The organism is Streptomyces sp. NPDC101151 (genome assembly GCF_044768335.1).
In the GTDB taxonomy this organism is placed as follows: Bacteria; Actinomycetota; Actinomycetes; order Streptomycetales; family Streptomycetaceae; genus Streptomyces.
Genome location: NZ_JBIWPP010000016.1, coordinates 74,747 through 95,212, shown reverse-complemented (window position 1 = coordinate 95,212; position 20,466 = coordinate 74,747). Strand labels below are relative to the sequence as shown.

Sequence of the window (20,466 nt, the reverse complement as noted above, 5' to 3'; positions counted from 1 at the left end):
GTGACTTTTTACACCATGCGAGAGAAGGCTCACGACGTGGACGGGCCGCACACGGGAGCGGAGGGGCCACACACGGAAAGCGGTTGGGTCCGCACACGGAAAGCGGTTGGGTCCGCACACGGAAAGCGGGCGGCCGGCGCGTCAGTACGCGCCGCCCGCCCGCCCGTTGAGCAGGCCCGACCGGGACTGCCTACGAAACCACCGCCGGATCTGCCGAGTTGGAGATCCGCTCGGCGCTCTCGTCGTCACCGACCGCGATGCCGCGCCGCTTGGACACGTACACCGAGACGACGATCACCACGAGCGCGAAGATCGCGATCGCGATCCGTACGCCGATGCTCTTGTCGCTGCCGTAGGAGAACTTGATCACTGCGGGCGCGATGAGCAGGGAGACGAGGTTCATGACTTTCAGCAGCGGGTTGATCGCCGGCCCCGCGGTGTCCTTGAAGGGGTCACCGACCGTGTCGCCGATCACCGTGGCCGCATGGGCGTCACTGCCCTTGCCGCCGTGATGACCGTCCTCGACCAGCTTCTTGGCGTTGTCCCAGGCGCCACCGGAGTTGGCGAGGAACACCGCCATCAGTGTGCCCGTGCCGATGGCGCCCGCCAGATAGGAGCCGAGCGCGCCGACACCGAGGGTGAACCCGATGAAGATCGGCGCCATGACGGCGAGCAGACCTGGCGTGGCCAGCTCCCGCAGGGCGTCCTTGGTGCAGATGTCGACGACGCGCCCGTACTCGGGCTTCTCGGTGTAGTCCATGATCCCGGGGTGCTCGCGGAACTGCCGCCGTACCTCGAACACCACCGAACCGGCCGAGCGCGACACGGCGTTGATGGCGAGTCCGGAGAAGAGGAAGACGACCGCGGCGCCGGCGATGAGGCCGACCAGGTTGTTGGGCTGCGAGATGTCCAACGACAGGCTCATCGGCGAGCCCGGCCCGGTGAGCCTCGCCCCGACCTCCTGCACGTTGGTGGTGATCGCGTCCCGGTACGACCCGAAGAGCGCCGAGGCCGCGAGGACGGCGGTGGCGATGGCGATGCCCTTGGTGATGGCCTTGGTCGTGTTGCCGACCGCGTCCAGGTTGGTGAGCACCTGCGCGCCCGCGCCCTCGACGTCACCGGACATCTCGGCGATGCCCTGGGCGTTGTCGGAGACCGGCCCGAAGGTGTCCATGGCGACGATCACGCCGACCGTGGTGAGCAGGCCGGTGCCGGCCAGCGCCACCGCGAACAGCGCCAGCATGATCGACGTACCGCCGAGCAGGAACGCGCCGTACACGCTCAGGCCGATGAGCAGGGCGGTGTAGACGGCCGATTCCAGGCCCAGCGAGATGCCGGAGAGGATGACCGTGGCCGGGCCCGTGAGGGAGGTCTTGCCGATGTCCCTGACCGGGCGCCGGTTGGTCTCGGTGAAGTAGCCGGTCAGCTGCTGGATCACAGCCGCCAGCAGAATGCCGATGGCGACCGCCACCAGGGCGAGGACCCGCGGATCGCCGTCCTTGGCCTTGATCGCCGCGTCACCGACACCCTTGAGGCCGGAGTACGTCGACGGCAGGTAGACGAAGACCGCGATCGCGACCAGGACGAGTGAGATCACCGCGGAGATGAAGAAACCGCGGTTGATCGCCGACATACCGCTGCGATCGGTCCGCCGCGGGGCGACCGCGAAGATGCCGATCATGGCCGTGATCACACCGATGGCGGGTACGAGCAGCGGGAAGGCGAGCCCGGAGTCGCCGAAGGCGGTCTTGCCGAGGATCAGCGCGGCCACCAGGGTGACGGCGTACGACTCGAACAGGTCGGCCGCCATGCCCGCACAGTCGCCGACGTTGTCGCCCACGTTGTCGGCGATGGTCGCGGCATTGCGCGGATCGTCCTCCGGAATGCCCTGTTCGACCTTGCCGACCAGGTCGGCGCCGACGTCGGCGGCCTTGGTGAAGATGCCGCCGCCCACACGCATGAACATGGCGATCAGGGCGGCGCCGAGGCCGAAGCCCTCGAGCACCTTCGGCGCGTCGGCCGCGTACACCAGCACCACACAGGAGGCGCCCAGCAGGCCGAGGCCCACCGTGAACATGCCTACTACGCCACCCGTGCGAAATGCGATCTTCATCGCGGTGTGTGAAACGGTGGTGAGATCCTTTTCCGGCTCTCCCGGGGCCGGGGTTGCTTCCCGGGCCGCCGCGGCGACCCGCACATTGCTGCGCACGGCCAGCCACATGCCGATATAGCCGGTGACCGCCGAGAACACCGCGCCGATCAGGAAGAACACCGATCGTCCGGCACGCTGATTCCAGTCGTCCGCGGGCAGCAGCAGGAGCAGGAAGAAGACGACGACGGCGAATACGCCGAGCGTGCGCAGTTGCCGTGCCAGATACGCCTTGGCGCCCTCCTGGACCGCCTCGGCGATCCGTTTCATGCTCTCGGTGCCCTCGCCCGCTGCCAGCACCTGGCGCACCAGGACTCCCGCGACCACGAGCGCGGCCAGGGCGACGGCCGCGATCACCGCCACGATGATCCGGTTGTCGTCGGTCAGAACTGCGGCTGCGAAGGTTGTGGGTTGGCCCAACTGATGAGGGGTAGAAAGCCCCGCCATTCGTCCTCCTTGACGCTTGGGCTGAGCTCAAGATGTGGACGGATTGTAGGTACCCGATCGTGATCTAAACAGGGCGCGGTAAGCGGAATTGGCCTTCTTGTGCTCTTCAGCAAATGATCGAGGTCGCACGAGGGGGCCCGAAAGAGGTAATGCCTCAAAGGCATTGACGGCCCGATTGATGCTTGATCAAATTATCGGGATATTGATCGTGAATTCCTTCACGAAATCGCGGGGCGTCCGGAAACAGCACGAAGGGCCCTGCTCAGCAGGGCCCTTCGATGCGCTGTACGGGGTTCAGGCGAGCGCGGCGGCCGGCGGAGCGGTGGGCCAGCTCATGCGGATCAGCCCGCCGTTCTCGCCCGTGGTGACCTCCACGTCGTCCACGAGGCCGCTGATGACCGCGAGGCCCATCTCGTCCTCCTCCGCCTCGACATCCGCGTCCGCGGAGGCACCGCCGGCCACCCGTTCGGCGGGGACGGCATGCGGAGCCTCGTCGCCGACCTCGATGGAGAACTGTTTCTCCTCCTCGATCAGCGCCACCTTCACAGGTGCGGTGATGCCACTGCTCTGGTGCAGTCCGACGGCACGGGAACAGGCCTCGCCCACGGCGAGCCGGACCTCGTCCAGGGCGGCCTCGTCCACTCCGGCCCTGCGCGCCACCGCAGCCGCCACCAAGCGGGCGGTCCGGACGTGCTCGGGTAGCGCGCTGAAGCGGAGTTCGACGGTGGCCATGCATCCCCCTCGCAACTACGGGCGTGCGGTTCGGGGGCGGGGCCGCCGAAAGCCCGCACCCCCTGTGAACTTCTGGCCCCGGCCGAACCGGCCCGGGCCGGGGCCGACCGGCGTCCGGACCGAGGTGCGGTCCGGACCCGGTGACCGGCCCGGGGTCAGTCGGTGGCCGCGACCGCTTCCTCGACCGAGGTGTGGATCGGGAACACCTTGGTGAGTCCGGTGATGCGGAAGATCTTCAAAATGCGCTCCTGGTTGCAGACCAGGCGCAGCGAGCCCTCATGGGCACGCACCCGCTTCAGGCCGCCGACCAGCACGCCGAGCCCGGTGGAGTCGAGGAAGTCCACGCCCTCCATGTCTACGACGAGGTGAAAATTCCCGTCGTTCACCAGCTCGACCAGCTGCTCGCGCAGCTTGGGCGCGGTGTATACATCGATTTCGCCACCGACCTCGACGACCGTACGATCGCCGACGGTACGGGTCGACAGGGACAGGTCCACGGATCCTCCAGCACCTTGCTATCGAGCGGTCGCCCCTCGGGACACCTCGGCTTGCGGCCCCCAAGACGCATCGCCAGCCGCGATGGCATTCAATCACTTACCGGCAGGCGTGCACGACGCCTTGGCTCCATTGTCCGTCACGCCAGTGACAGACTCGGTGCCAATGGCCAAGAATCACCGATCCGATCGACCCCTGGCAGACCCGGCGTCCCGCCCGTCTCCGGGCACGGTCCTGGACCGGCTCGCCTCGGGGCCGAGCCGCTCCGCGCGCATCACTCATACGGAGCATGTGCCCCCGCGCGCCGGTCGGCATGCCGTCTGGCCTGATCGAATTCGCTCGGAGGTGATCGCGGCCGTGCAGGCGTGCGGCATCGAGCACCCCTGGGCCCATCAGGCACTGGCGGCCGAGCACGCCCTGGACGGCGACTCGGTGGTGGTCGCCACCGGCACCGCCTCGGGCAAGTCCCTCGCCTACCTCGTGCCGGTCCTGTCGACCCTCCTGGACGGCTCCGAGGCCCCCAACGGCCGTGGCGCCACCGCCCTCTACCTCGCGCCCACCAAGGCGCTTGCGGCGGACCAGTGCCGATCGGTGAAGGAACTTTCACAACCGTTGGGCAGCGCCGTACGCCCGGCCGTGTACGACGGCGACACGCCGTTCGAGGAACGCGAGTGGATCCGCCAGTACGCGAACTACGTCCTGACCAACCCCGACATGCTGCACCGGGGCATATTGCCCTCCCACGCCCGCTGGTCCTCCTTCCTGAAGTCGCTCAAGTACGTGGTCATCGACGAGTGCCACACCTACCGGGGTGTGTTCGGCTCGCACGTCGCCCAGGTGCTGCGCCGGCTGCGCCGCCTGTGCGCCCGCTACGGCGCCTCGCCCGTCTTCCTGCTGGCCTCCGCGACCGCCGCCGAGCCCGCCGTCGCCGCCCGCCGGCTGACCGGCGTGCCGGTGGCCGAGGTCGCCGACGACGCCTCCCCGCGCGGAGAACTGGTCTTCGCCCTCTGGGAGCCCCCGCTCACCGAGCTGCACGGCGAGAAGGGTGCACCCGTACGGCGTACCGCCACCGCCGAGACCGCCGACCTGCTGACCGACCTCACGGTGCAGGGAGTCCGCTCGGTCGCCTTCGTGCGCTCGCGGCGCGGCGCCGAGCTGATCTCGGTGATCGCCCAGGAGAGACTGGCCGAGGTCGACCGCTCCCTGGTCCGGCGTGTCGCGGCCTACCGCGGCGGCTACCTGCCCGAGGAGCGCCGCGCCCTGGAACGCGCCCTGCACTCCGGCGAGCTCCTCGGTCTGGCCGCCACGACGGCCCTGGAGCTGGGCGTGGACGTCTCTGGCCTGGACGCGGTGGTGATCGCCGGATATCCGGGCACGCGCGCGTCCCTGTGGCAGCAGGCGGGCCGTGCGGGCCGCTCCGGACAGGGCGCCCTGGCGGTCCTGGTGGCCCGCGACGATCCGCTGGACACCTTCCTCGTCCATCATCCCGAGGCCCTGTTCGGCCAACCGGTGGAATCCACGGTCCTCGATCCCGACAACCCCTACGTCCTCGCCCCGCATCTGTGCGCCGCCGCCGCGGAGATCCCGCTGACCGAGGAGGACCTGGACCTCTTCGGCCCCGCCTGCACGGAGCTGCTCCCCCAGCTGGAGGCCGCGAAGCTGCTGCGCCGCCGGACCAGGGCCTGGCACTGGACGCGCCGGGAGCGGGCCGCCGACCTGACCGACATCCGGGGCTCCGGCGGACGGCCGGTGCAGGTCGTCGAGGAGGGCACGGGCCGCCTGCTCGGCACGGTCGACGCGGGCGCCTCGCACTCCACGGTCCACGAGGGCGCGGTGCACCTGCACCAGGGCCGCACCTACCTGGTGCGCTCCCTGGACCTGGAGGACTCGGTCGCCCTGGTCGAACAGGCCGACCCGCCCTATTCGACGGTCGCCCGCGACACCACGGCCATCTCCGTCCTGGAGACGGACGTCGAGGTGCCCTGGGGCGCCGGCCGCCTCTGCTACGGCTCCGTCGAAGTCACCAACCACGTGGTCTCCTTCCTTCGCAGACGACTCATCACGGGTGAAGTGCTGGGCGAGACGAAACTCGACCTCCCTCCTCGTACGCTGCGCACGCGCGCGGTGTGGTGGACGGTCACCGAGGACCAGTTGGACGAGGCCCGGATCAACCCGGAGATCCTCGGCGGCTCCCTGCACGCCGCCGAGCACGCCTCGATCGGCATGCTGCCGCTCTTCGCCACGTGCGACCGCTGGGACATCGGCGGCGTGTCGGTCCCGCTCCACCCCGACACGCTTCTGCCCACGGTCTTCGTCTACGACGGCCACCCCGGCGGAGCGGGTTTCGCCGAGCGCGCCTTCCACACCGCCCGCGCCTGGCTCGCCGCCACCCGGGAGGCCATCGCCTCCTGCGAGTGCGAGTCCGGCTGCCCGTCCTGCATCCAGTCCCCCAAGTGCGGCAACGGCAACGATCCGTTGCACAAGAGGGGGGCCGTACGGCTCCTCACGGTGCTGTTGCGCCAGGCTCCGGAGGAGAAGCCCGAGGAGAAGCCGGACGAGGGCTGAGCCGTGCGGCGCCCGGGGCATGTGCCCGATCCGGGAGCGCGGCCGGCACCGGCCCCTGCACCGGCCCCGCAGGCCCCGCTCTGGCCCTGACCTCCGCCGCGAACGGCCCCCGTCCGGACGCCGCCGTCACGTCCGAGGTCTCGCCGACGATCGCGCACCGCACCAACCGGGCCCCCTGGGCGACCGCCACCCGCTCCGCCCGGGCGCAGGCCCCCGAAGCGCCCTCGGCCCAGTGGTCCGCCGCCGCGAGCGCCGCCAGATCCGCGCCGCCGGCTGCCCGGTGACGGACGACGACGGCCTGCCCGAGGGCGAGCACGGCACCGAAGACCACGCACAGCACGGCGATCGCCCCGAGGCTCCAGATGGTGGCGGACCCGCGGTCCGAGCACCGGAGGTCACGTCGGCGGCGCTTCACGGCCCCGCCTCCCCCGCCGGACCCGGCCCCGCCGTGCCTGCATCCTCCCCCGCCGGCCCCGCCGTGCCTGCATCTTCCGCCGCCGGACCCGAACCAGCCCCGCCGGCCTCCTCCACCGCCGCTACGGCCTCCTCCCGCACTTCGAAGGGCAGCCCGGTCAGCACGGGCGGTTCGGCCACCACCGTCACCCGGACCTGGTCACCCTCCCGTCCGACCGTCACCCGCGCCCCACGCGGTGCCGCCTGCCGGGTCACCTCCACCACCGCATCGGCCGGATCCTGCCGGGCGGCTGCGCGGGCCCCCGTGCGGGCGGCGTCCACACACCGGATCTGCGCCGCCACCACGAGCAGTCCCCAGACCAGCGCCATGGTGAACGCCACCAGCACGCACAGCACCACGGCCGACTCCGCGGTCACGAACCCCCGGTCCGCCCCTCGTTCACATCCGCGCACTGAGGGCTCGCTTCACGATGGCCTGCAACTCCGCCTTGACCTGCCCGCTGGTGACGACCTCGTAGAGCAGCAACGCGAACCCGACCGCCGCGATGATCCCCATCGCATACTCGGAGGTCACCATGCCCGCATCCCTGCGGCACCGCTCCCGCAGGCGCGCCCACAGCCCTACGGCCCTCTTTCGCATCCTGAACCTCCGCATCTCAAACCCCTTTCGCTCCCGCTCTGTTGTCCGACGTCCGCATCACCTGTTGCCGCCCATCGCGGTCCTCTTCAGCCCCCACCCCCTCCCACCACGCCGCCCGCCAGCCCGATCACCACGGGCAGCACGCCGATCGCGATGAACGCGGGCAGGAAACACAGCCCCACCGGTGCGGAGACCAGCACGGCCGCCCGGCGGGCCCGGGCCGTGGCCTCGCGTGCCCACTCCGAGCGCGCGTCCGAGGCGAGACGGGCGACGGGCCCCGCCGCGGGCAGGCCCGACTCGTCGGCCCGCTCCAGCAGCCGGGCCAGCGCCCCGGCGCCGGGCAGCGCGGCCAACCGCCGCCAGGCGTCCGCAGGTTCACCACCGAGCCGGACCTCCGCCGCGCCCCGCGCCAGTGCGTCCCCGACGGGTCCGCCGAGGGCCTCCCCCACCGCCTGCGTGGCGATCACCGGACCGGCGCCGGCCGCGATGCAGGCCGCCAGCAGATCGGCTGCGAGCGGGAGTTGGCGGGCTGCCAGGCCGGTGTCGATCTCCTCCGCCGGGTTCGTCCGTGCCTGCGTGCGCCGCCATCGCCACAGTCCCGCGGCGAGACCGAACCCCACGACCGCGCCGGCAACCCCGCCGATCAGCACCCACGCACCGCACACCGCCCCGGCAACGGGCAGCCACCGCCGCACCGCGGGCCCGGCCTCGAAGGACGGCCCGGGCCCGGCCGTCTCCACGGCCAGCAGCTCCGCCACCCTGCGCCGCGCCCGGCGCCGGCGCCGGGCCATGTCCAGCCGCCGGACGGCCCAGCCGAGAGCCAGCACCGCGGCCACGACCGTCCCCAGCCTGTGGACGACATTCCCGCTCATACGGCCTCGGCTCCCCGTACGATCCGGGCCGCCCACCACATCCCGGCGCCCTCGAACACGGCTCCCGCCACCAGGCAGCCCAGTCCCGCCCCGCTGTGCAGCAGCACCCGCAGGGGGTCGGCGCCCATCGCCGAGCCGAGCAGCAGCCCGAGGACGGGCAGCGCGGCGAGCAGCAGTGCCGTGGCCCGGGCGCCCGCCAACTGGGCACGCAGGTCGGCACGCTGGTCCCGTTCGGCGCGCAGGGCCGCCTCCAGGCGGTCGAGTCCGGCGGCGAGTCCGGCGCCCTGGTCCACGGCCACCCGCCAGCAGGCGGCGAGCCCCAGCAGCCCCTCGGCCCCGGGTTGCCGGGCCGCGACTGCCAGCGCCCCCGGCGCGTCCCCGCCGAACCGGGCCGCCGCGACCACGGCCACCTGCGCGTCCCCCAGCCCGCCGGAGTCCCGTGCGGCCCGCAGCAGCGCCTCACCGGGCTGCCGTCCCGCACGCACCTCGCCGGCGAGCGCCCCGCACAGGCCGATCACCGCGTCCGCGCGTCCTTCCCGGGCCCGCCGGGCCCGGCGGGCAAGCCGCGTCCGACGCAGCACCGGCACCCCGGCCGCCCCCGCGACGACCGGAATCAGCGAGGCGCCCAGCAGCGCGAGCAGCAGCCCGGCCGCGAGGGACCACCACTCGGCGCCCAACCTCTCCCGCAGACGCCGCAGTTCGCCGACGGCCTGCTCCCAGGAGGGCGGTCCGGTCGCCACCACCCCGCCGCCCGCCAGCAGCAGCCTCGCGCGCCGCACCCCGTAGTGCCGGCCGCCCAGCAGCAAGACCGCGGCTCCGACGCAGGCGACCGCCGCGCCCATGGATGTCTCAGTGCTCACTTCCGTCGCTCCTCTCGCTCCCGAACTCACCGCGCAGCAACTCCCGCAGCCGCTCCCAGCCGCGCTCCCGGGCGAAGGCCGGCGCGCCCCACCGCAGCGCCGGCACCGTCCGCACCAGCCCCGAGGCGTCCCGCTCCAGCACGTGCACCTCGGCGATCCGGCGCCGCCCGGACCGGTCCCGTACAAGGTGGAGCACCACCGACAGCGCGGCCGCCAACTGACTGTGCAGCGCGGCCCGGTCGAGTCCGGCCGCCGTCCCGAGTGCCTCCAGGCGGGCCGGTACGTCCCCGGCCGCGTTGGCGTGGACGGTGCCGCAGCCGCCCTCGTGGCCGGTGTTGAGCGCGGCCAGCAGATGCACCACCTCGGGACCGCGCACCTCGCCCACGACCAGCCGGTCGGGCCGCATCCGCAGCGCCTGGCGGACGAGGTCCTCCAGGGTGACCCGGCCTGCGCCCTCCTGGTTCGCCGGCCGGGTCTCCAGCCGTACGACGTGCGGGTGTTCCGGTCTCAGCTCCGCCGAGTCCTCGGCGAGCACGATCCGTTCACCGGGCCCGACGAGGCCTAGCAGGGCGCTCAGCAGGGTCGTCTTGCCGGTGCCGGTGCCACCGCTGACGAGGAAGGACAGCCGGGCCGCCAGCAGCGCCCGCAGGATCCGGTCCCCGCCGGGCGGCACGGTGCCCGCCTCGACCAGCTCCTCGAGGGTGAACGCCCGGGGCCGTACCACCCGCAGGGACAGACAGGTGCAGCCGACGGCCACCGGGGGCAGCACCGCGTGCAGGCGGGTTCCGTCCGGCAGCCGGGCGTCCGCCCAGGGCCGCGCGTCGTCCAGCCGGCGTCCGGCCACGGCGGCCAGCCGCTGCGCGAGGCGTCGTACGGCCGCCGCGTCGGGGAAGGTCACCGGGGTCAGCTCCAGGCCACCGCCGCGGTCCACCCACACCCGGTCCGGGGCCGACACCAGGACGTCGGTGACGCGCGGGTCGGCGAGCAGCGGCTCCAGGGGACCGGAGCCGACGAGTTCGGACCGCAGCTGCTCGGCCGCGCCGAGGACTTCGGCGTCGCCCAGTACCCGGCCCTGTTCGCGCAGCGCCTGGGCCACGCGCGCGGGTGTGGGTTCGGCGCCGCTCTCGGCCAGCCGGCGGCGGACTCCGTCGAGCAGGGCCGCGCCGTCGGCCCGGTCGAGTCCGGGGAGCGTCATCGCGCGCCTCCCGCCTCGACCAGGGCCTGCTCCCAGAAGGTCGTGCAGAACCGGGCGAGCGGGCCGCGTCCGGTCGCGCCGGGCGGTTTCGCGGTTCCGTGGGGGCGCAGCAGGGCCGGTTCGACGGGCACCTCGCCGGCCAGGGGCAGACCGAGCAGCCGGGCCACCTCGCGGTCGTCGAAGCCGGGCGCGTACGGTCCCCGGACCGCCACACGCAGGTCCCGTACGACCATGCCGACCGCCGAGGCCACCCGGCCCGCGGCCGCGACCGCGCGCAGTTCGGCCGGGACGACGAGCAGGGCCAGGTCGAGCTGGGCGAGGGCCTCGGCGACCCCGTCGTCCAGGCGGCGCGGGAGATCGACCACGACCGTGCCGCCGCGCCGCCGGGCGGCGGCGAGCACCGCACGCACGGCCTGGGGCGGGATCGCCACGCTGTCGCCACGGTCCCAGCTGAGCACCCGCAACGAGTGCAGCCGGGGCAGCGACTCCTCCAGAGCGCCCCCGCCGACCCGGCCGCGAGAGGCGGCGAAGGCGGGCCAGCGCAGCCCCTCGGCACTCTCGCCGCCGAGCAGTACGTCCAGTCCGCCGCCCAGCGGATCGGCGTCCACCAGGAGTGTGCGCAGTCCCTCACGCGCGGAGGTGACGGCGAGCGCGCACGCCAGCGTGGACGCGCCGGCCCCGCCCCGGCCGCCGATGACCCCGACGGTGAGGGCCGGACGGCCGACGCCCTCGGCGACGTCGGCGATCCGGTCGACGAGCCACTGCTCGCCGTCGGGGAGGAGCAAGCGCAAAACACACATGCGAGACCAGCGGAGGACACGCAACATGGACCAGATGATCAGGACTGACTATGACGGGTGCGGTCGCTGCCTAGTCGGCGTGCGCCGTCTTTCTCGGAAGAGCGAGGCGAGCAGCAGCCCCGAGAAGCAGCTAGACCAGGTCCTGAGTGCGGCTGACTCCGTCGGTGGCCACATCATTGCGTGGGCCGATGACTGGGAGGTATCCGGCGCCACGGACCCTCTCACGCGGCCGGGACTTGGCCCGTGGCTCCGGGGCGAGGCAGGCCCGTATTCAGGGATCGTGGGCGCCGCCGTCGACCGAATCGGCCGGAACCAACGCGATGTGCTGAACACCGCGTACATGATCCACGAGTCGAATCGCCTGCTGATCACCTACGGCCATGACGGACCATGGGACCTCGACGACACCAACGACGAGATGCGCCTTTCCATGGAATCCTTCGGCGCGCAAATGGAACTTCGAGCAATCCAGAAGCGCAACCGAGAGGAGACCGAAAGGGCTCGTGCAGCAGGTCAGCCGAAGCAAAAGAACCGGTATGGATACCGATTCATTCGGCTTGTACCCACGGGAAAGGTTGATCACGTCGAGGTAGACCCCGACTCAGCCGAGGTAATCCGTAATGTCGCCCGGCGAATTCTTGCCGACGAGACCGGGGAAGTAACTGTTTTCACGGAAGCCGCAAGGCTTAACCGAGAAGGAGTCCTCTCGCCGGACGATTACCGCGCGGTTATGTATGGGCGCGAACCGAAGGGATCCATCTGGAAAAGTAGCACGGTAATCAGGCTGCTCACGGAGGAGGGATCTCTCGGATACCTAATGCATAAGGGGAGGCCGGTAATTGGCTCCGATGGTCACCCGGTACGTCTGGCCCCTCCGCTATGGGACCATGCGACGCGCGATGCGTTGATAGCAAAGACCGCACCAAGGCAAAGCCGGAAGCGCGCACAGAAGGGCACCCGTCTACTCTCTGGACTGTCTTTCTGCGGGAATTGCGGAGAACGGCTGTACGTCTATTACCGCGCAGGGAGGAAGATTGGCTATGCATGCACGGCTCGCCTAGACGGAGTGCGTACCTCCCAGGACTGCCGACCGGCCCCAGCAATGCAGGCGGTAAAGCTTGACAAAGAAGTTGGAGATTGGTTTCTCGCCAAGTACGGAAATGGTCAACTCATGCGCCGCGAGTTCGACCCTGGGACTGGCTATGCATCGCGAATTGCAGAATTGGAGGCGGATCGAAAGCGACTCCGGGACGACCGTTCAGCAGGTCTCTACGATTCCGAGGACGACGCCGATTGGTACCGGCGAGAGTACGCCCGCATGGGGCGGGAAATCGCCGAGCTCAAGAAGATGCCCGAGCGGCCCGCCGGAATGCGGATGGTACCCACCGGAAAGACGGTAGCGGATGAGTGGCGCGCCGCCCACGACGACGCGGCCCGCCGCGAGCTGCTGAATGGGTTCGACGTGCGTGTAACCCTTTTCCCGGCAAGCGCCGAGGCACGCTTCCGGATCACGGGCGCCGACATCTGGCCAAAGACCGCCTAGCACCTCATAACCCTGTAGGTGATGAGCGAGCCCCGGCAAGGACACAGACTTGCCGGGGCTTCCTTGCACCCCGAAATCCTAAACACCCGACGCGAGCAATTCGATTGACGGTAAAATGTAAAGAATCGTCAACCCGGTTCGCGTTTTGAATTCGATAGGCATTAGCCTCAACTCGCATCGCGCAAAATCGGAATCACCAACGACCGACATTCGAGATATCTCTTCGGGGTTCCACATATCGGAGCTGAACAAAAATGCTCCGATCCCTGCCTCTCCGAGCAAGGTGAAAGCAATGACCCCGTCGGCTACTTCGCTAACGAGAATCTCAACAGCAGGAGACTCGGTCAGCACTTCCCACCGACCATCGGGGGAATTCTCAATGCCGTGCACATCGCCGCCGAGTTGCCGAGCCATCACCTGCGCCACGTTTTGGGAATCTGTCGTCACGCGCCATGCGTCCAATGCCTCTGTTCGGCCGTTTGTTGCCCGGCTCGAATGAAAGTACCCCGCGTGTTCCTTACGCAGCATACTTCCACCCTTCTGCGATCAGGTCCCTTCTGATTTCCCGTAGGGTCGCTAGATCTTCGGCTATGCCGTATGCAATGTCTGCTTCAGCCGGCGAGTGCCCGGATCCCACATAACGCCAGGCCGATTCGGTGACCATCTCTCGGTCCTCCAGGGCGAGCAGGCCGCCTCCCTGGTAGTCCGCCCGGACCGCGCGCAGCGCCCCATACGTGGTGGAGTACTGGCGTGACTTGGTCAGCACGTGGCCCCGGTAGCCGAGCGTATGAGCCCAGGCCCGCAGGTTCAGAGCCTCCAGCTCCGACAGGCCACCCAGTCGCCAGCAGGCCGCCATGAGCGCCCGCAGGTGGGCATTCACCGGGGCCAGGCGGACGCTGTCGAAGTCCTCGATGCGGTAATCGATTCCGCCAGAGTCGCCCACACTCTTTGACACGTATTTCGCGACGTAGGCCGCAACGGCACTGTCAGTCACGGCTGAGGATTCCGTGAAAGCGTCACTGCGGATCGGGTGGATGTCGATCTGCTCGCCCCACTTGACGACCCGCTCACCGGTCGCCGGGGAATACGGGGTGTGCACCTCCACCAAGTCAGCCGCCGACCGCACCGCGTCTGACAGAAGGTCGGTCGTCGCCCAAAGAGGCGGGGGCGAGGAAGGGCCGTCGGGACCATCAAGCCGGATAACCGCATGAAAATGAACGGCCCCCCGCTTCTGATATTCGGCAACTTTCGCGAAGGACACCTTCAGGTGTTCGCTCAGGCGGGTTTGTGTGATTCCTGCCGACGTCGCCAAATGTCGCCTCAGCATGTGACAATAGCGATTCCACAGTGAGCCGGCACTCGCGTGCCACAGCACGTGTCCGGGGTAGTCGTAGCAGTTCCGGCACAGCGGTTGGCCTACCACGGAATCCGTGTCCGCGTGCTTCCGGCCGCAGCTCAGGGGCCGCCCGTGTTCGCAGACTCCGCCGTCCCGTCGAGGACGGCACAGAGCACCATCAGGGCCGCTCGCACGGTGCACGGGACCGAAAGAGGGAGCGGTAAGGGTGACGAAGAGCCGGGGGTGACGCCGGACGCTGTTCGTGACCCCCTTGCCGCCCAGCAGACCGGAGCGGACCAGGTGGAACGTGTCCCCCGCGTGCAGATACGAGCACGGCTCACAGCGCGTCTCACGCCGGTTGCGGCAGCGCACCGGCATACGGCCGCCAGGTTCGCCGCTGGTTTCGTAATGCCGTAGCACCTCACCCGTGACCGCATCACGCGTAGTCGTGTGCCCAGCAAGGTAAATCGGGTGCGCGCACCCGCCAATGGATTTGATCTGATCGAGCCAGCGCGAGAATCCGGGTTCGTGGACGAGCCGGATAAGGTCGCGCTCGGTAGGCGAAAGAAGGCGCAGACGCTCAGCTTCATTGAGGACTGAGCGCCGCGCCACATCCGACATCGGAAACATGGGAGGCCCTCTTTCGTGAGGGATAGGTGCGGCATTCATGGGTCAACTCCTGCTTTGACTTGGCTCAGCTATGAATTCGACTTTGCTTTAATGAGAAAGAAGAGAGTTTTTTGTTTTCACGAGAGAGGGGGATGCGGGTTATCGTTTTTTTTACGGGTTGAGGTACGCGTACTTGACCCAGCCCCTTTTACCCTTGTTCGGGCCACTGACGACCTTTCCATAGCTCCATTTGAAATCCTTGTTGCAGTACTCGGTGAATCGAGCACCCTTGTACAGAATTCCGAGAGACTTGTACTTCGTTGCGGGTCCGCTCCGCAGGTTCACGGCAGTGGAAACATTCTTGTTCTGCGGGTAGGCCCATTCCCAGTTGCATGCCTTGGGAAGGGACGTAGCCGAAGCCGCCGGGGCGACGAGTATGGAACTGCCGAGGAGCGCGGCAGCGGACGCGGCGCCCGCCGCAATGCGAGTGGCGATGAGCTTCATTGCTTCTTCTCTTCTGTGAGAGTTGCGAGGCGACCTGTTGCCGCCTCACAGGTTTTTCCTGTGTCAGCCGAAAAAAAGGCTTCCGATGGCCTGAACGATCGCCCAGACGGGATATGCGAAGGGTGTTCCGGCCAGGAGGAATCCGAATAGTGAGATCAGGGTTGCCTGATACCACTTGATTTCCCGTGACCGGGCGGTCAGGACGACGTACAGGAACAGGAATGAGTCGATAACCCAAATGTGTGTCTGTGTCATGCCGCTTCTGCTCCTTTCTGGAATGTCACGGGGTCGGGCTGGTCAGGAACGGGTTCACCGGCGGATCGGTGCGGGCGATCTCGGCCGCATCGCCAGTGGTGACCAGGCGGGAACGCGCCCGCATCCACCGGCCGCCCATGGCGACTACGGCCACGCCCTGTTCGTCTTCCGTGATGTTCTGCGCAGTGATCACGGCGTCCGGGTTGATGTCGCCCAAGGTCATCTCTGCTGACGCCTCGTCATGCGCGCGGTGGGCGACACGTCCGCCGAGCTGGGCACGGAGCGCGGTCACGCGGGGGCCGATGTCGGAGCCGACCCGCTGTCCCGCGATGACCAGGTGGACGCCGAGCGCTGCGCCGAGCTGGGCGACCCGCAGGAGCAGCGTTCCGCACCGCTCCGCCTCATCCTTCGATTCCCGCGAGCCGTCGGTGAGGTACAGCTCCGCCAGCTCATCCACGATCACGACCAGGGGCACCGGCCGCTCATCCTCGGGCAGGTCCCAGACCGAGCGTTTGCCCGCCTCACGGCACACCCGTATGCGCTCTTGGATCTCCTCGACCACGCCGGACAGCAGGCCGACCGCCTGCTTGCGGTCGATCGCCAGCGCCGAGAGCCGCCCGCCGAACAGGCCGAGTTCCATGCCGCCCTTGCAGTCGATGCCGACCAGGGCGACCGGCTGACGTGCCAGCGCGAGCACCAGCGAGGCCAACAGCGATGACTTGCCGGATTGCGTGGCTCCCGTGATCAGCCAGTGCGGAACGCGCCGCAGGTCGATCAGCCAGGGTTCCCCGTCTTCGATCCGGCCCACGTCTGCCGACAGGAGCGCGTGAGCCGGCCACCGGACAGAAGGGACATCACCCGTCAGCGGGTCCAGGGCCGTGACATGGATGACCACCTGTCCCCGGCGGGGCGAGGTGACCCGCACCCTGTGCACGTGCCAGGCGTGTTCCATGGCACGGGCCGCCGAGAAGTACGGCCCCGGAGTCTGCCCCGGATGCAGCAGCACCCGCAGCGTCACACCGGTTGCCGTCGGCACCGGCAAGGACAGCCGAGGAGGCTTGGGCCGCAGCGCCTGCCCCTGCACCACGAGATCACGGCCGATCACCCTCCGGTCCGGCCGCATGCTCACCGACAACCCGTTCAGGTAGGCCAGCCGCCGCCACGTCGACCAGATCCGCCACGTGGTACCCGGGTAGCCGACCAGCCACCACCGCCACGGCCACCGCCGGAGCACGACGCCTCGGGCCTCAAGACGCGGTTCCCACCAACGCTGAGTCATCACGCCGACCAGGAGCAGCGCCGACAGGATCCAGACCACCAGGGAGGCGGGCATCACTCGCCCCCGTCCCCGGTCTGCTCCGTGCGCGCCAGCACGAGGCGGGCGCGCATCATGGCCGCCTCGGCGTGACGAGCCGTCATGGCCAGGAGGAACCGGATCGTTGCGAGGTCATCGGACGTCGTCAGGAGCGCTTCGGTACCGGCCAGCGTACGCAGGTCCCGCAGCAGCGAACCGAAGTGACCATCCACACAGAACACCGGGTCATCCCGCCCGGCACCGTCCACGCCGTCCCCACTCTCCGGCGCTCCCGCAACTGTCCGCAGTTCATGGGCCATCTGCTCGGCCTCATCAGCGATGCGGCGCGCGCACGGCTCAGAGCACGCGAACACCTGTGACTCATCGTCGGGCGACCGGCCCACCGGAACCGAGGTGATCCGTTCCTTGAGGAAGTCGGCGCCGCACACCAGGCACGCCATGCCGTCCTTCTGCGCTGCACTCAGGTGCCAGAAGTAGCGCTCCATCAGGAGTCACCGCCCGCCGACTTGCCGCGCGGACCGGCCGCCGGAGCAGCCGAGGCCGAGCCGACCCCCGAACCCGATGCAGGCGTGATGGCATCAGCCCGATAGGTCGTACCGGAACGGCCATCCACGGCCCATTCATTCGCCCACAGGTTGGTGAGCCTGACCTCTGCACCCTCCGTAAGGCCGGTCGGCTGACCGCTGGTGACCACGTGGACGACGTCCGTGCGCCGCCCCTCCGCCTGCCGCACCGACAAGCCCGTGATCCACAACGGATTTCCCTCACGGTCCCGACGCGTCTCGCCTTCCGGAGTCGTGCGCGGTTCCGGAGCGATCACACAGCGGATCTGGCCTAGCCGCGCGACATCAATCGGCTTGTTGTCCATGACAGTTCACCTCATCTCGAATCGAACCCACCCAGACACTTATCCGGATGCGTTGAGGGGATCATCTTCAACCCGCACCGGAGTCAAGGTCAACCACTTATCCGGATGAGTGGAGTGAGGTGTACGGCGGGCGGCCAACCACTTATCCTCATGAGTGGCGCGTATACCACGGACCACTGACAAGCACCTCAGCCCACATACTCAGCTTCGAAGCGCCGATCATCCATTGACCTACTCACCGGCGACCCGAGAAGGACACCAACCATGGCAGCCCGAGAGCACATTGAGCGCGCCCCGTCGATGTACCTGCAGGTCGCTCAGCGCATGGCCAGCGACATCAAGCAAGGCCGCTACCGGCCAGGCGACCTGTTGCCGTCCGAGGCGGAGATGGTGGCGATGTACGGCGTTGGCAAGCACACTGCACGGTCCGCCGTCGCGGAGCTGCGCCGCATGGGACTGGTGGAGTCCCAGCAAGGGAAGGGCAGCATTGTGCTTCCCTCCGGCGGAGTCCTGCCCGCCACCCGCGTTGACCGCTCCATCCAGCGCACAGCAAAGGGTGATTGGCGCCTGCCCCAGATGACGGAGACCGAGGCCCCCGCAGTCAGCCGGACCACGCTCGATGGACCCCCCGCACTACTCTTGGATCAGTACGACCAGGACGCCATCAGCGTGGACCGCATGTGGCACGACCCGGCGACCGGCGCCCGTATGGCCCATCGTGTCCTCATCCCGATGGCCACCGCCGCAGACGTTCCCTCACTCGCCGAACAGCCCGACGTCGAGATCAGCGACCTGTACCGACAGCTTGCCGACGCCGGACTCAGCCTGTCGTTCACCGAGCACGTCACCGCCCGCACCCCGTTCCCAGACGAGCGCACCGCACTCGGACTCAGCGACGCCAGCCCCCTCCTGATCACCTACCGCATCACCGGCGACGCGGACCAGGACCGCCCGCTGCTGTGCGAGGAGCTGAAGGCCCCCGCCGCCACATGCCAGCTCACCTACCCCGTAACGCCGACGAAGGCCGCCGCCCAGCGCACCACCCGCCGCCGATCCCGATCGGAGTAACTTCTCTTTACTTGCTCAAGGGCGCGCCTTCGGCGCGCCGGGCGGCACTGCCGCCCCGGCCGGGCGTGCGGCCTTCGGCCGGTCCCGTCCGGTCGGCAGCCGCCCGACACCGTCACCGCACCCGACCAAGCAGAGAAGCCCCCCGCGGATTCGTTGCGGGGGGCTTAGCCGTCTGCTCTGTCGGCCACTGGGAATGTGAGCCGCACGACCGCCAGACCCACACTCCCCCATCACAGGCGCCAACTCCGCCCGATCACGCTGGTTCATGAAGGAGGCCAACGCCGCTCACCATGACATGGAACGCCGTGACGAACATGGTTGCGGGCGGTGGTACCAGGGGCGCTACAGCGCACCCCTGGACCCCGCCCAGGCGTGGCAACCTCACGCGCGAATGCTGGTTTCGTCGTGGTCAAGATCCATGCGCGCGTGAGGTCACCACGCACGTGATCAGTCGTCTTCGGCCGTCGAGGGGTAATGAGCGGACTTCTCGCCGTGAGCCGGCACTCCCTCCCTACGGCGCAGTATCCGCAGGGGGACGCCCAACTAATGTCAGGATCCGATGGGTTCACCGATCGGACGAACTCTAGTTCCGGCAGGTCCGCGCATGCTGCTCGGCTGCGAATCTGGCAGGCCCCGCACCCGTGATCAGGATCGGCCGTCGACACCCCTCGCACCGGATGAACTCCCCGCGCCTGTCCGTCTCGATCCACACGCGTGAACCCGCCGCCGTCCGCCAGTCGTCACGCCTCATCCCGTACCCCTTCCCGCTTATCCCACAGCCGCGCACCGTCACCCCGCCTGCCGCTGTTCACTCCCCACTGCACCCAGGGCCTGGGCAATCACCCGCACACCCTCCATCCGGAGCCACACCACCGGCTCACCGCGCGGCCCGGCGTGTGCGACTGCGCGCACCAGCTTTACGCCATACCCCAGTCGCTCAAGCGCAGCGTTCAGTTGCTGGGCCGCCTCGTCCGCCTCAAGCCAAGCCGACACATAGTCAACGCCCGGCACAAACACGGCGTCATCCGGACCGCCGCAGCCTCTGCCTGACGACGTGCTCTCTACCATCGCGCAACCTCCCCCAGCCACAGCCGAACTGTTCATGGGCGACCGGCCACCCTTGCGAGCCGAACCCTTTGCAAGTGGAAATCAGACCACGCAGTCTACTTTGGTTCAAGGGCATATGCACGGCCGTAGCCCCTCAACTTGCTTCCCATGTCGATCAATTCGACTCCACCAAGACGGCCCCCTCCCCGCCGAAGCAGAGAGGGGGCCCGCCCTTGTAGTGCAGACATACTGAATCGGTGATCAGTAGAGGTACTCTTCCGTGATCCAGCCGATGTATCCGCTCGGCAGTCCGCCCGCCGAGTCGCGCTGCAACATCACCTTGTCCCAGCGCTGACCGGTCCAGTCACGCGAAGACGTGATGACCTGCACCGGCTGACCTTCATAGACCAGACCGAGAACCGTCGACTGCGGACCCGGACCCGTGCGCACCCGCAGCCCGTCGACCGTTACCGACTTGAACACCGACCGATCCGTGGAATAGGTGGTCCCACCCCTGCCGGACGAATACCCCGGGTCCGGGATCATCGCCGACGCCGTCGAAACGCCCACCAGGCCAACACCGGCCACCAGGGCACCCGACACGACCAGCGTCCGCAGAGCCTTACGCCCCATGATCAATTCCCCTTCCTCGAAACAGCATGAGCGGTCTGATTCCACACCACTGCGGGGCGGTCAACCACTCATCCGAATGAGTTGCCAGCATGCGACACTCAGCCCTAGAGGTCAACCAC

At 68.9% G+C, this 20,466-nt stretch carries 20 protein-coding genes and 1 pseudogene; 3 read left to right on the top strand and 18 right to left on the bottom strand.

Features of this window, described 5'->3' with window-relative positions; translation table 11 throughout:
• Positions 1 to 190 precede the first annotated feature (190 nt).
• The 3 genes from ACIRU3_RS26875 to bldG form a co-directional block, all read right to left on the bottom strand.
• On the bottom strand, positions 191 to 2,596 hold the full coding sequence (locus ACIRU3_RS26875) for a sodium-translocating pyrophosphatase (protein WP_404061002.1): 2,406 nt from the start codon (positions 2,594 to 2,596) through the stop codon (positions 191 to 193).
• 294 nt (positions 2,597 to 2,890) lie between these two features.
• Complete coding sequence (locus tag ACIRU3_RS26870; protein WP_404061000.1) at positions 2,891 to 3,328, bottom strand: ATP-binding protein; 438 nt, start codon at positions 3,326 to 3,328, stop codon at positions 2,891 to 2,893.
• Between the two features lie 155 nt (positions 3,329 to 3,483).
• Entirely contained in the window at positions 3,484 to 3,825 is a 342-nt protein-coding gene (gene bldG / locus ACIRU3_RS26865) for an anti-sigma factor antagonist BldG (RefSeq protein ID WP_010986038.1), read from the bottom strand.
• A gap of 82 nt (positions 3,826 to 3,907) precedes the next feature.
• Between bldG and ACIRU3_RS26860 the strand changes: the two genes are divergently transcribed.
• Positions 3,908 to 6,388 (top strand): DEAD/DEAH box helicase, encoded by a 2,481-nt coding sequence (locus ACIRU3_RS26860; protein WP_404060997.1) that lies wholly within the window; start codon positions 3,908 to 3,910, stop codon positions 6,386 to 6,388.
• On the opposite strand, the gene ACIRU3_RS26855 is transcribed toward ACIRU3_RS26860, so the two are convergent.
• The 7 genes and pseudogenes from ACIRU3_RS26855 to ssd all read right to left on the bottom strand — a co-directional run.
• Positions 6,327 to 6,803: an Rv3654c family TadE-like protein gene (locus ACIRU3_RS26855; RefSeq protein ID WP_404060994.1), complete on the bottom strand. Its 477-nt coding sequence runs from the start codon at positions 6,801 to 6,803 to the stop codon at positions 6,327 to 6,329. The two genes, ACIRU3_RS26860 and ACIRU3_RS26855, sit on opposite strands and share 62 nt — an antisense overlap.
• A complete protein-coding gene (locus ACIRU3_RS26850) occupies positions 6,800 to 7,255 on the bottom strand; it encodes a TadE family type IV pilus minor pilin (RefSeq protein WP_404060991.1) in 456 nt (151 codons plus the stop codon). The genes ACIRU3_RS26855 and ACIRU3_RS26850 overlap by 4 nt, the downstream gene beginning before the upstream one ends.
• Positions 7,242 to 7,457, bottom strand: a complete 216-nt coding sequence (locus tag ACIRU3_RS26845) for a DUF4244 domain-containing protein (RefSeq protein ID WP_404060988.1) — start codon at positions 7,455 to 7,457, stop codon at positions 7,242 to 7,244. Before ACIRU3_RS26845 ends, ACIRU3_RS26850 begins: the two co-directional genes overlap by 14 nt.
• Positions 7,458 to 7,528: 71 nt before the next feature.
• Positions 7,529 to 8,314 carry a type II secretion system F family protein gene (locus ACIRU3_RS26840; protein ID WP_404060985.1) on the bottom strand — a complete coding sequence of 262 codons (786 nt, stop codon included), beginning with the start codon at positions 8,312 to 8,314 and terminating at the stop codon, positions 7,529 to 7,531.
• Positions 8,311 to 9,156, bottom strand: a complete 846-nt coding sequence (locus ACIRU3_RS26835; protein ID WP_404061273.1) for a type II secretion system F family protein — start codon at positions 9,154 to 9,156, stop codon at positions 8,311 to 8,313. The genes ACIRU3_RS26840 and ACIRU3_RS26835 overlap by 4 nt, the downstream gene beginning before the upstream one ends.
• A 7-nt stretch (positions 9,157 to 9,163) precedes the next feature.
• Positions 9,164 to 10,369, bottom strand: coding sequence for a TadA family conjugal transfer-associated ATPase (locus tag ACIRU3_RS26830; protein WP_404060982.1), 1,206 nt, complete (start codon positions 10,367 to 10,369; stop codon positions 9,164 to 9,166).
• Positions 10,366 to 11,154, bottom strand: a pseudogene (gene ssd / locus ACIRU3_RS26825) (septum site-determining protein Ssd); the annotation flags it as partial. The gene ACIRU3_RS26830 and the pseudogene ssd, both read right to left, overlap by 4 nt.
• Before the next feature lie 40 nt (positions 11,155 to 11,194).
• Here ssd and ACIRU3_RS26820 point away from each other — a divergent pair.
• Entirely contained in the window at positions 11,195 to 12,712 is a 1,518-nt protein-coding gene (locus tag ACIRU3_RS26820; protein WP_404060979.1) for a recombinase family protein, read from the top strand.
• A gap of 78 nt (positions 12,713 to 12,790) precedes the next feature.
• Here ACIRU3_RS26820 and ACIRU3_RS26815 read toward each other — a convergent pair whose 3' ends face one another.
• The 7 genes from ACIRU3_RS26815 to ACIRU3_RS26785 all read right to left on the bottom strand — a co-directional run bounded on the left by ACIRU3_RS26815 (position 12,791) and on the right by ACIRU3_RS26785 (position 17,599).
• On the bottom strand, positions 12,791 to 13,240 hold the full coding sequence (locus ACIRU3_RS26815; RefSeq protein ID WP_404060976.1) for a hypothetical protein: 450 nt from the start codon (positions 13,238 to 13,240) through the stop codon (positions 12,791 to 12,793).
• Complete coding sequence (locus ACIRU3_RS26810) at positions 13,230 to 14,669, bottom strand: replication initiator (protein WP_404061270.1); 1,440 nt, start codon at positions 14,667 to 14,669, stop codon at positions 13,230 to 13,232. Before ACIRU3_RS26810 ends, ACIRU3_RS26815 begins: the two co-directional genes overlap by 11 nt.
• A gap of 159 nt (positions 14,670 to 14,828) precedes the next feature.
• Positions 14,829 to 15,161 carry an SH3 domain-containing protein gene (locus ACIRU3_RS26805; RefSeq protein ID WP_404060973.1) on the bottom strand — a complete coding sequence of 111 codons (333 nt, stop codon included), beginning with the start codon at positions 15,159 to 15,161 and terminating at the stop codon, positions 14,829 to 14,831.
• Positions 15,162 to 15,224: 63 nt separating this feature from the next.
• The gene (locus tag ACIRU3_RS26800) at positions 15,225 to 15,416 is read right to left on the bottom strand and encodes a hypothetical protein (RefSeq protein WP_404060970.1); all 192 of its coding nucleotides are present in this window, start codon (positions 15,414 to 15,416) and stop codon (positions 15,225 to 15,227) included.
• Between the two features lie 25 nt (positions 15,417 to 15,441).
• On the bottom strand, positions 15,442 to 16,749 hold the full coding sequence (locus tag ACIRU3_RS26795; protein ID WP_404060967.1) for an FtsK/SpoIIIE domain-containing protein: 1,308 nt from the start codon (positions 16,747 to 16,749) through the stop codon (positions 15,442 to 15,444).
• Positions 16,749 to 17,216 carry a hypothetical protein gene (locus ACIRU3_RS26790; RefSeq protein ID WP_404060964.1) on the bottom strand — a complete coding sequence of 156 codons (468 nt, stop codon included), beginning with the start codon at positions 17,214 to 17,216 and terminating at the stop codon, positions 16,749 to 16,751. The genes ACIRU3_RS26795 and ACIRU3_RS26790 overlap by 1 nt, the downstream gene beginning before the upstream one ends.
• Complete coding sequence (locus ACIRU3_RS26785) at positions 17,216 to 17,599, bottom strand: hypothetical protein (RefSeq protein ID WP_404060962.1); 384 nt, start codon at positions 17,597 to 17,599, stop codon at positions 17,216 to 17,218. The genes ACIRU3_RS26790 and ACIRU3_RS26785 overlap by 1 nt, the downstream gene beginning before the upstream one ends.
• A 264-nt stretch (positions 17,600 to 17,863) precedes the next feature.
• On the opposite strand from ACIRU3_RS26785, the gene ACIRU3_RS26780 reads away from it, so the two are divergent.
• Positions 17,864 to 18,667: a GntR family transcriptional regulator gene (locus ACIRU3_RS26780; RefSeq protein ID WP_404060959.1), complete on the top strand. Its 804-nt coding sequence runs from the start codon at positions 17,864 to 17,866 to the stop codon at positions 18,665 to 18,667.
• A gap of 1,308 nt (positions 18,668 to 19,975) precedes the next feature.
• Here ACIRU3_RS26780 and ACIRU3_RS26775 read toward each other — a convergent pair.
• Positions 19,976 to 20,347: an SH3 domain-containing protein gene (locus tag ACIRU3_RS26775; protein ID WP_404060957.1), complete on the bottom strand. Its 372-nt coding sequence runs from the start codon at positions 20,345 to 20,347 to the stop codon at positions 19,976 to 19,978.
• Positions 20,348 to 20,466 lie beyond the last annotated feature (119 nt).

What these genes read in the sequence shown, in the direction of transcription:
- ACIRU3_RS26820 (WP_404060979.1), top strand. Translation starts at nt 11,195, where the DNA reads ATGGACCAGATGATCAGGACTGACTATGACGGGTGCGGTCGCTGCCTA.
- ACIRU3_RS26870 (WP_404061000.1), bottom strand. Translation starts at nt 3,328, where the DNA reads ATGGCCACCGTCGAACTCCGCTTCAGCGCGCTACCCGAGCACGTCCGG.
- ACIRU3_RS26790 (WP_404060964.1), bottom strand. Translation starts at nt 17,216, where the DNA reads ATGGAGCGCTACTTCTGGCACCTGAGTGCAGCGCAGAAGGACGGCATG.
- ACIRU3_RS26780 (WP_404060959.1), top strand. Translation starts at nt 17,864, where the DNA reads ATGGCAGCCCGAGAGCACATTGAGCGCGCCCCGTCGATGTACCTGCAG.
- ACIRU3_RS26835 (WP_404061273.1), bottom strand. Translation starts at nt 9,156, where the DNA reads ATGGGCGCGGCGGTCGCCTGCGTCGGAGCCGCGGTCTTGCTGCTGGGC.
- ACIRU3_RS26775 (WP_404060957.1), bottom strand. Translation starts at nt 20,347, where the DNA reads ATGGGGCGTAAGGCTCTGCGGACGCTGGTCGTGTCGGGTGCCCTGGTG.
- ACIRU3_RS26805 (WP_404060973.1), bottom strand. Translation starts at nt 15,161, where the DNA reads ATGAAGCTCATCGCCACTCGCATTGCGGCGGGCGCCGCGTCCGCTGCC.
- ACIRU3_RS26875 (WP_404061002.1), bottom strand. Translation starts at nt 2,596, where the DNA reads ATGGCGGGGCTTTCTACCCCTCATCAGTTGGGCCAACCCACAACCTTC.
- ACIRU3_RS26800 (WP_404060970.1), bottom strand. Translation starts at nt 15,416, where the DNA reads ATGACACAGACACACATTTGGGTTATCGACTCATTCCTGTTCCTGTAC.
- ACIRU3_RS26830 (WP_404060982.1), bottom strand. Translation starts at nt 10,369, where the DNA reads ATGACGCTCCCCGGACTCGACCGGGCCGACGGCGCGGCCCTGCTCGAC.
- ACIRU3_RS26810 (WP_404061270.1), bottom strand. Translation starts at nt 14,669, where the DNA reads ATGTCGGATGTGGCGCGGCGCTCAGTCCTCAATGAAGCTGAGCGTCTG.
- ACIRU3_RS26815 (WP_404060976.1), bottom strand. Translation starts at nt 13,240, where the DNA reads ATGCTGCGTAAGGAACACGCGGGGTACTTTCATTCGAGCCGGGCAACA.
- ACIRU3_RS26860 (WP_404060997.1), top strand. Translation starts at nt 3,908, where the DNA reads ATGGCATTCAATCACTTACCGGCAGGCGTGCACGACGCCTTGGCTCCA.
- ACIRU3_RS26845 (WP_404060988.1), bottom strand. Translation starts at nt 7,457, where the DNA reads ATGCGGAGGTTCAGGATGCGAAAGAGGGCCGTAGGGCTGTGGGCGCGC.
- ACIRU3_RS26795 (WP_404060967.1), bottom strand. Translation starts at nt 16,749, where the DNA reads ATGCCCGCCTCCCTGGTGGTCTGGATCCTGTCGGCGCTGCTCCTGGTC.
- ACIRU3_RS26840 (WP_404060985.1), bottom strand. Translation starts at nt 8,314, where the DNA reads ATGAGCGGGAATGTCGTCCACAGGCTGGGGACGGTCGTGGCCGCGGTG.
- ACIRU3_RS26785 (WP_404060962.1), bottom strand. Translation starts at nt 17,599, where the DNA reads ATGGACAACAAGCCGATTGATGTCGCGCGGCTAGGCCAGATCCGCTGT.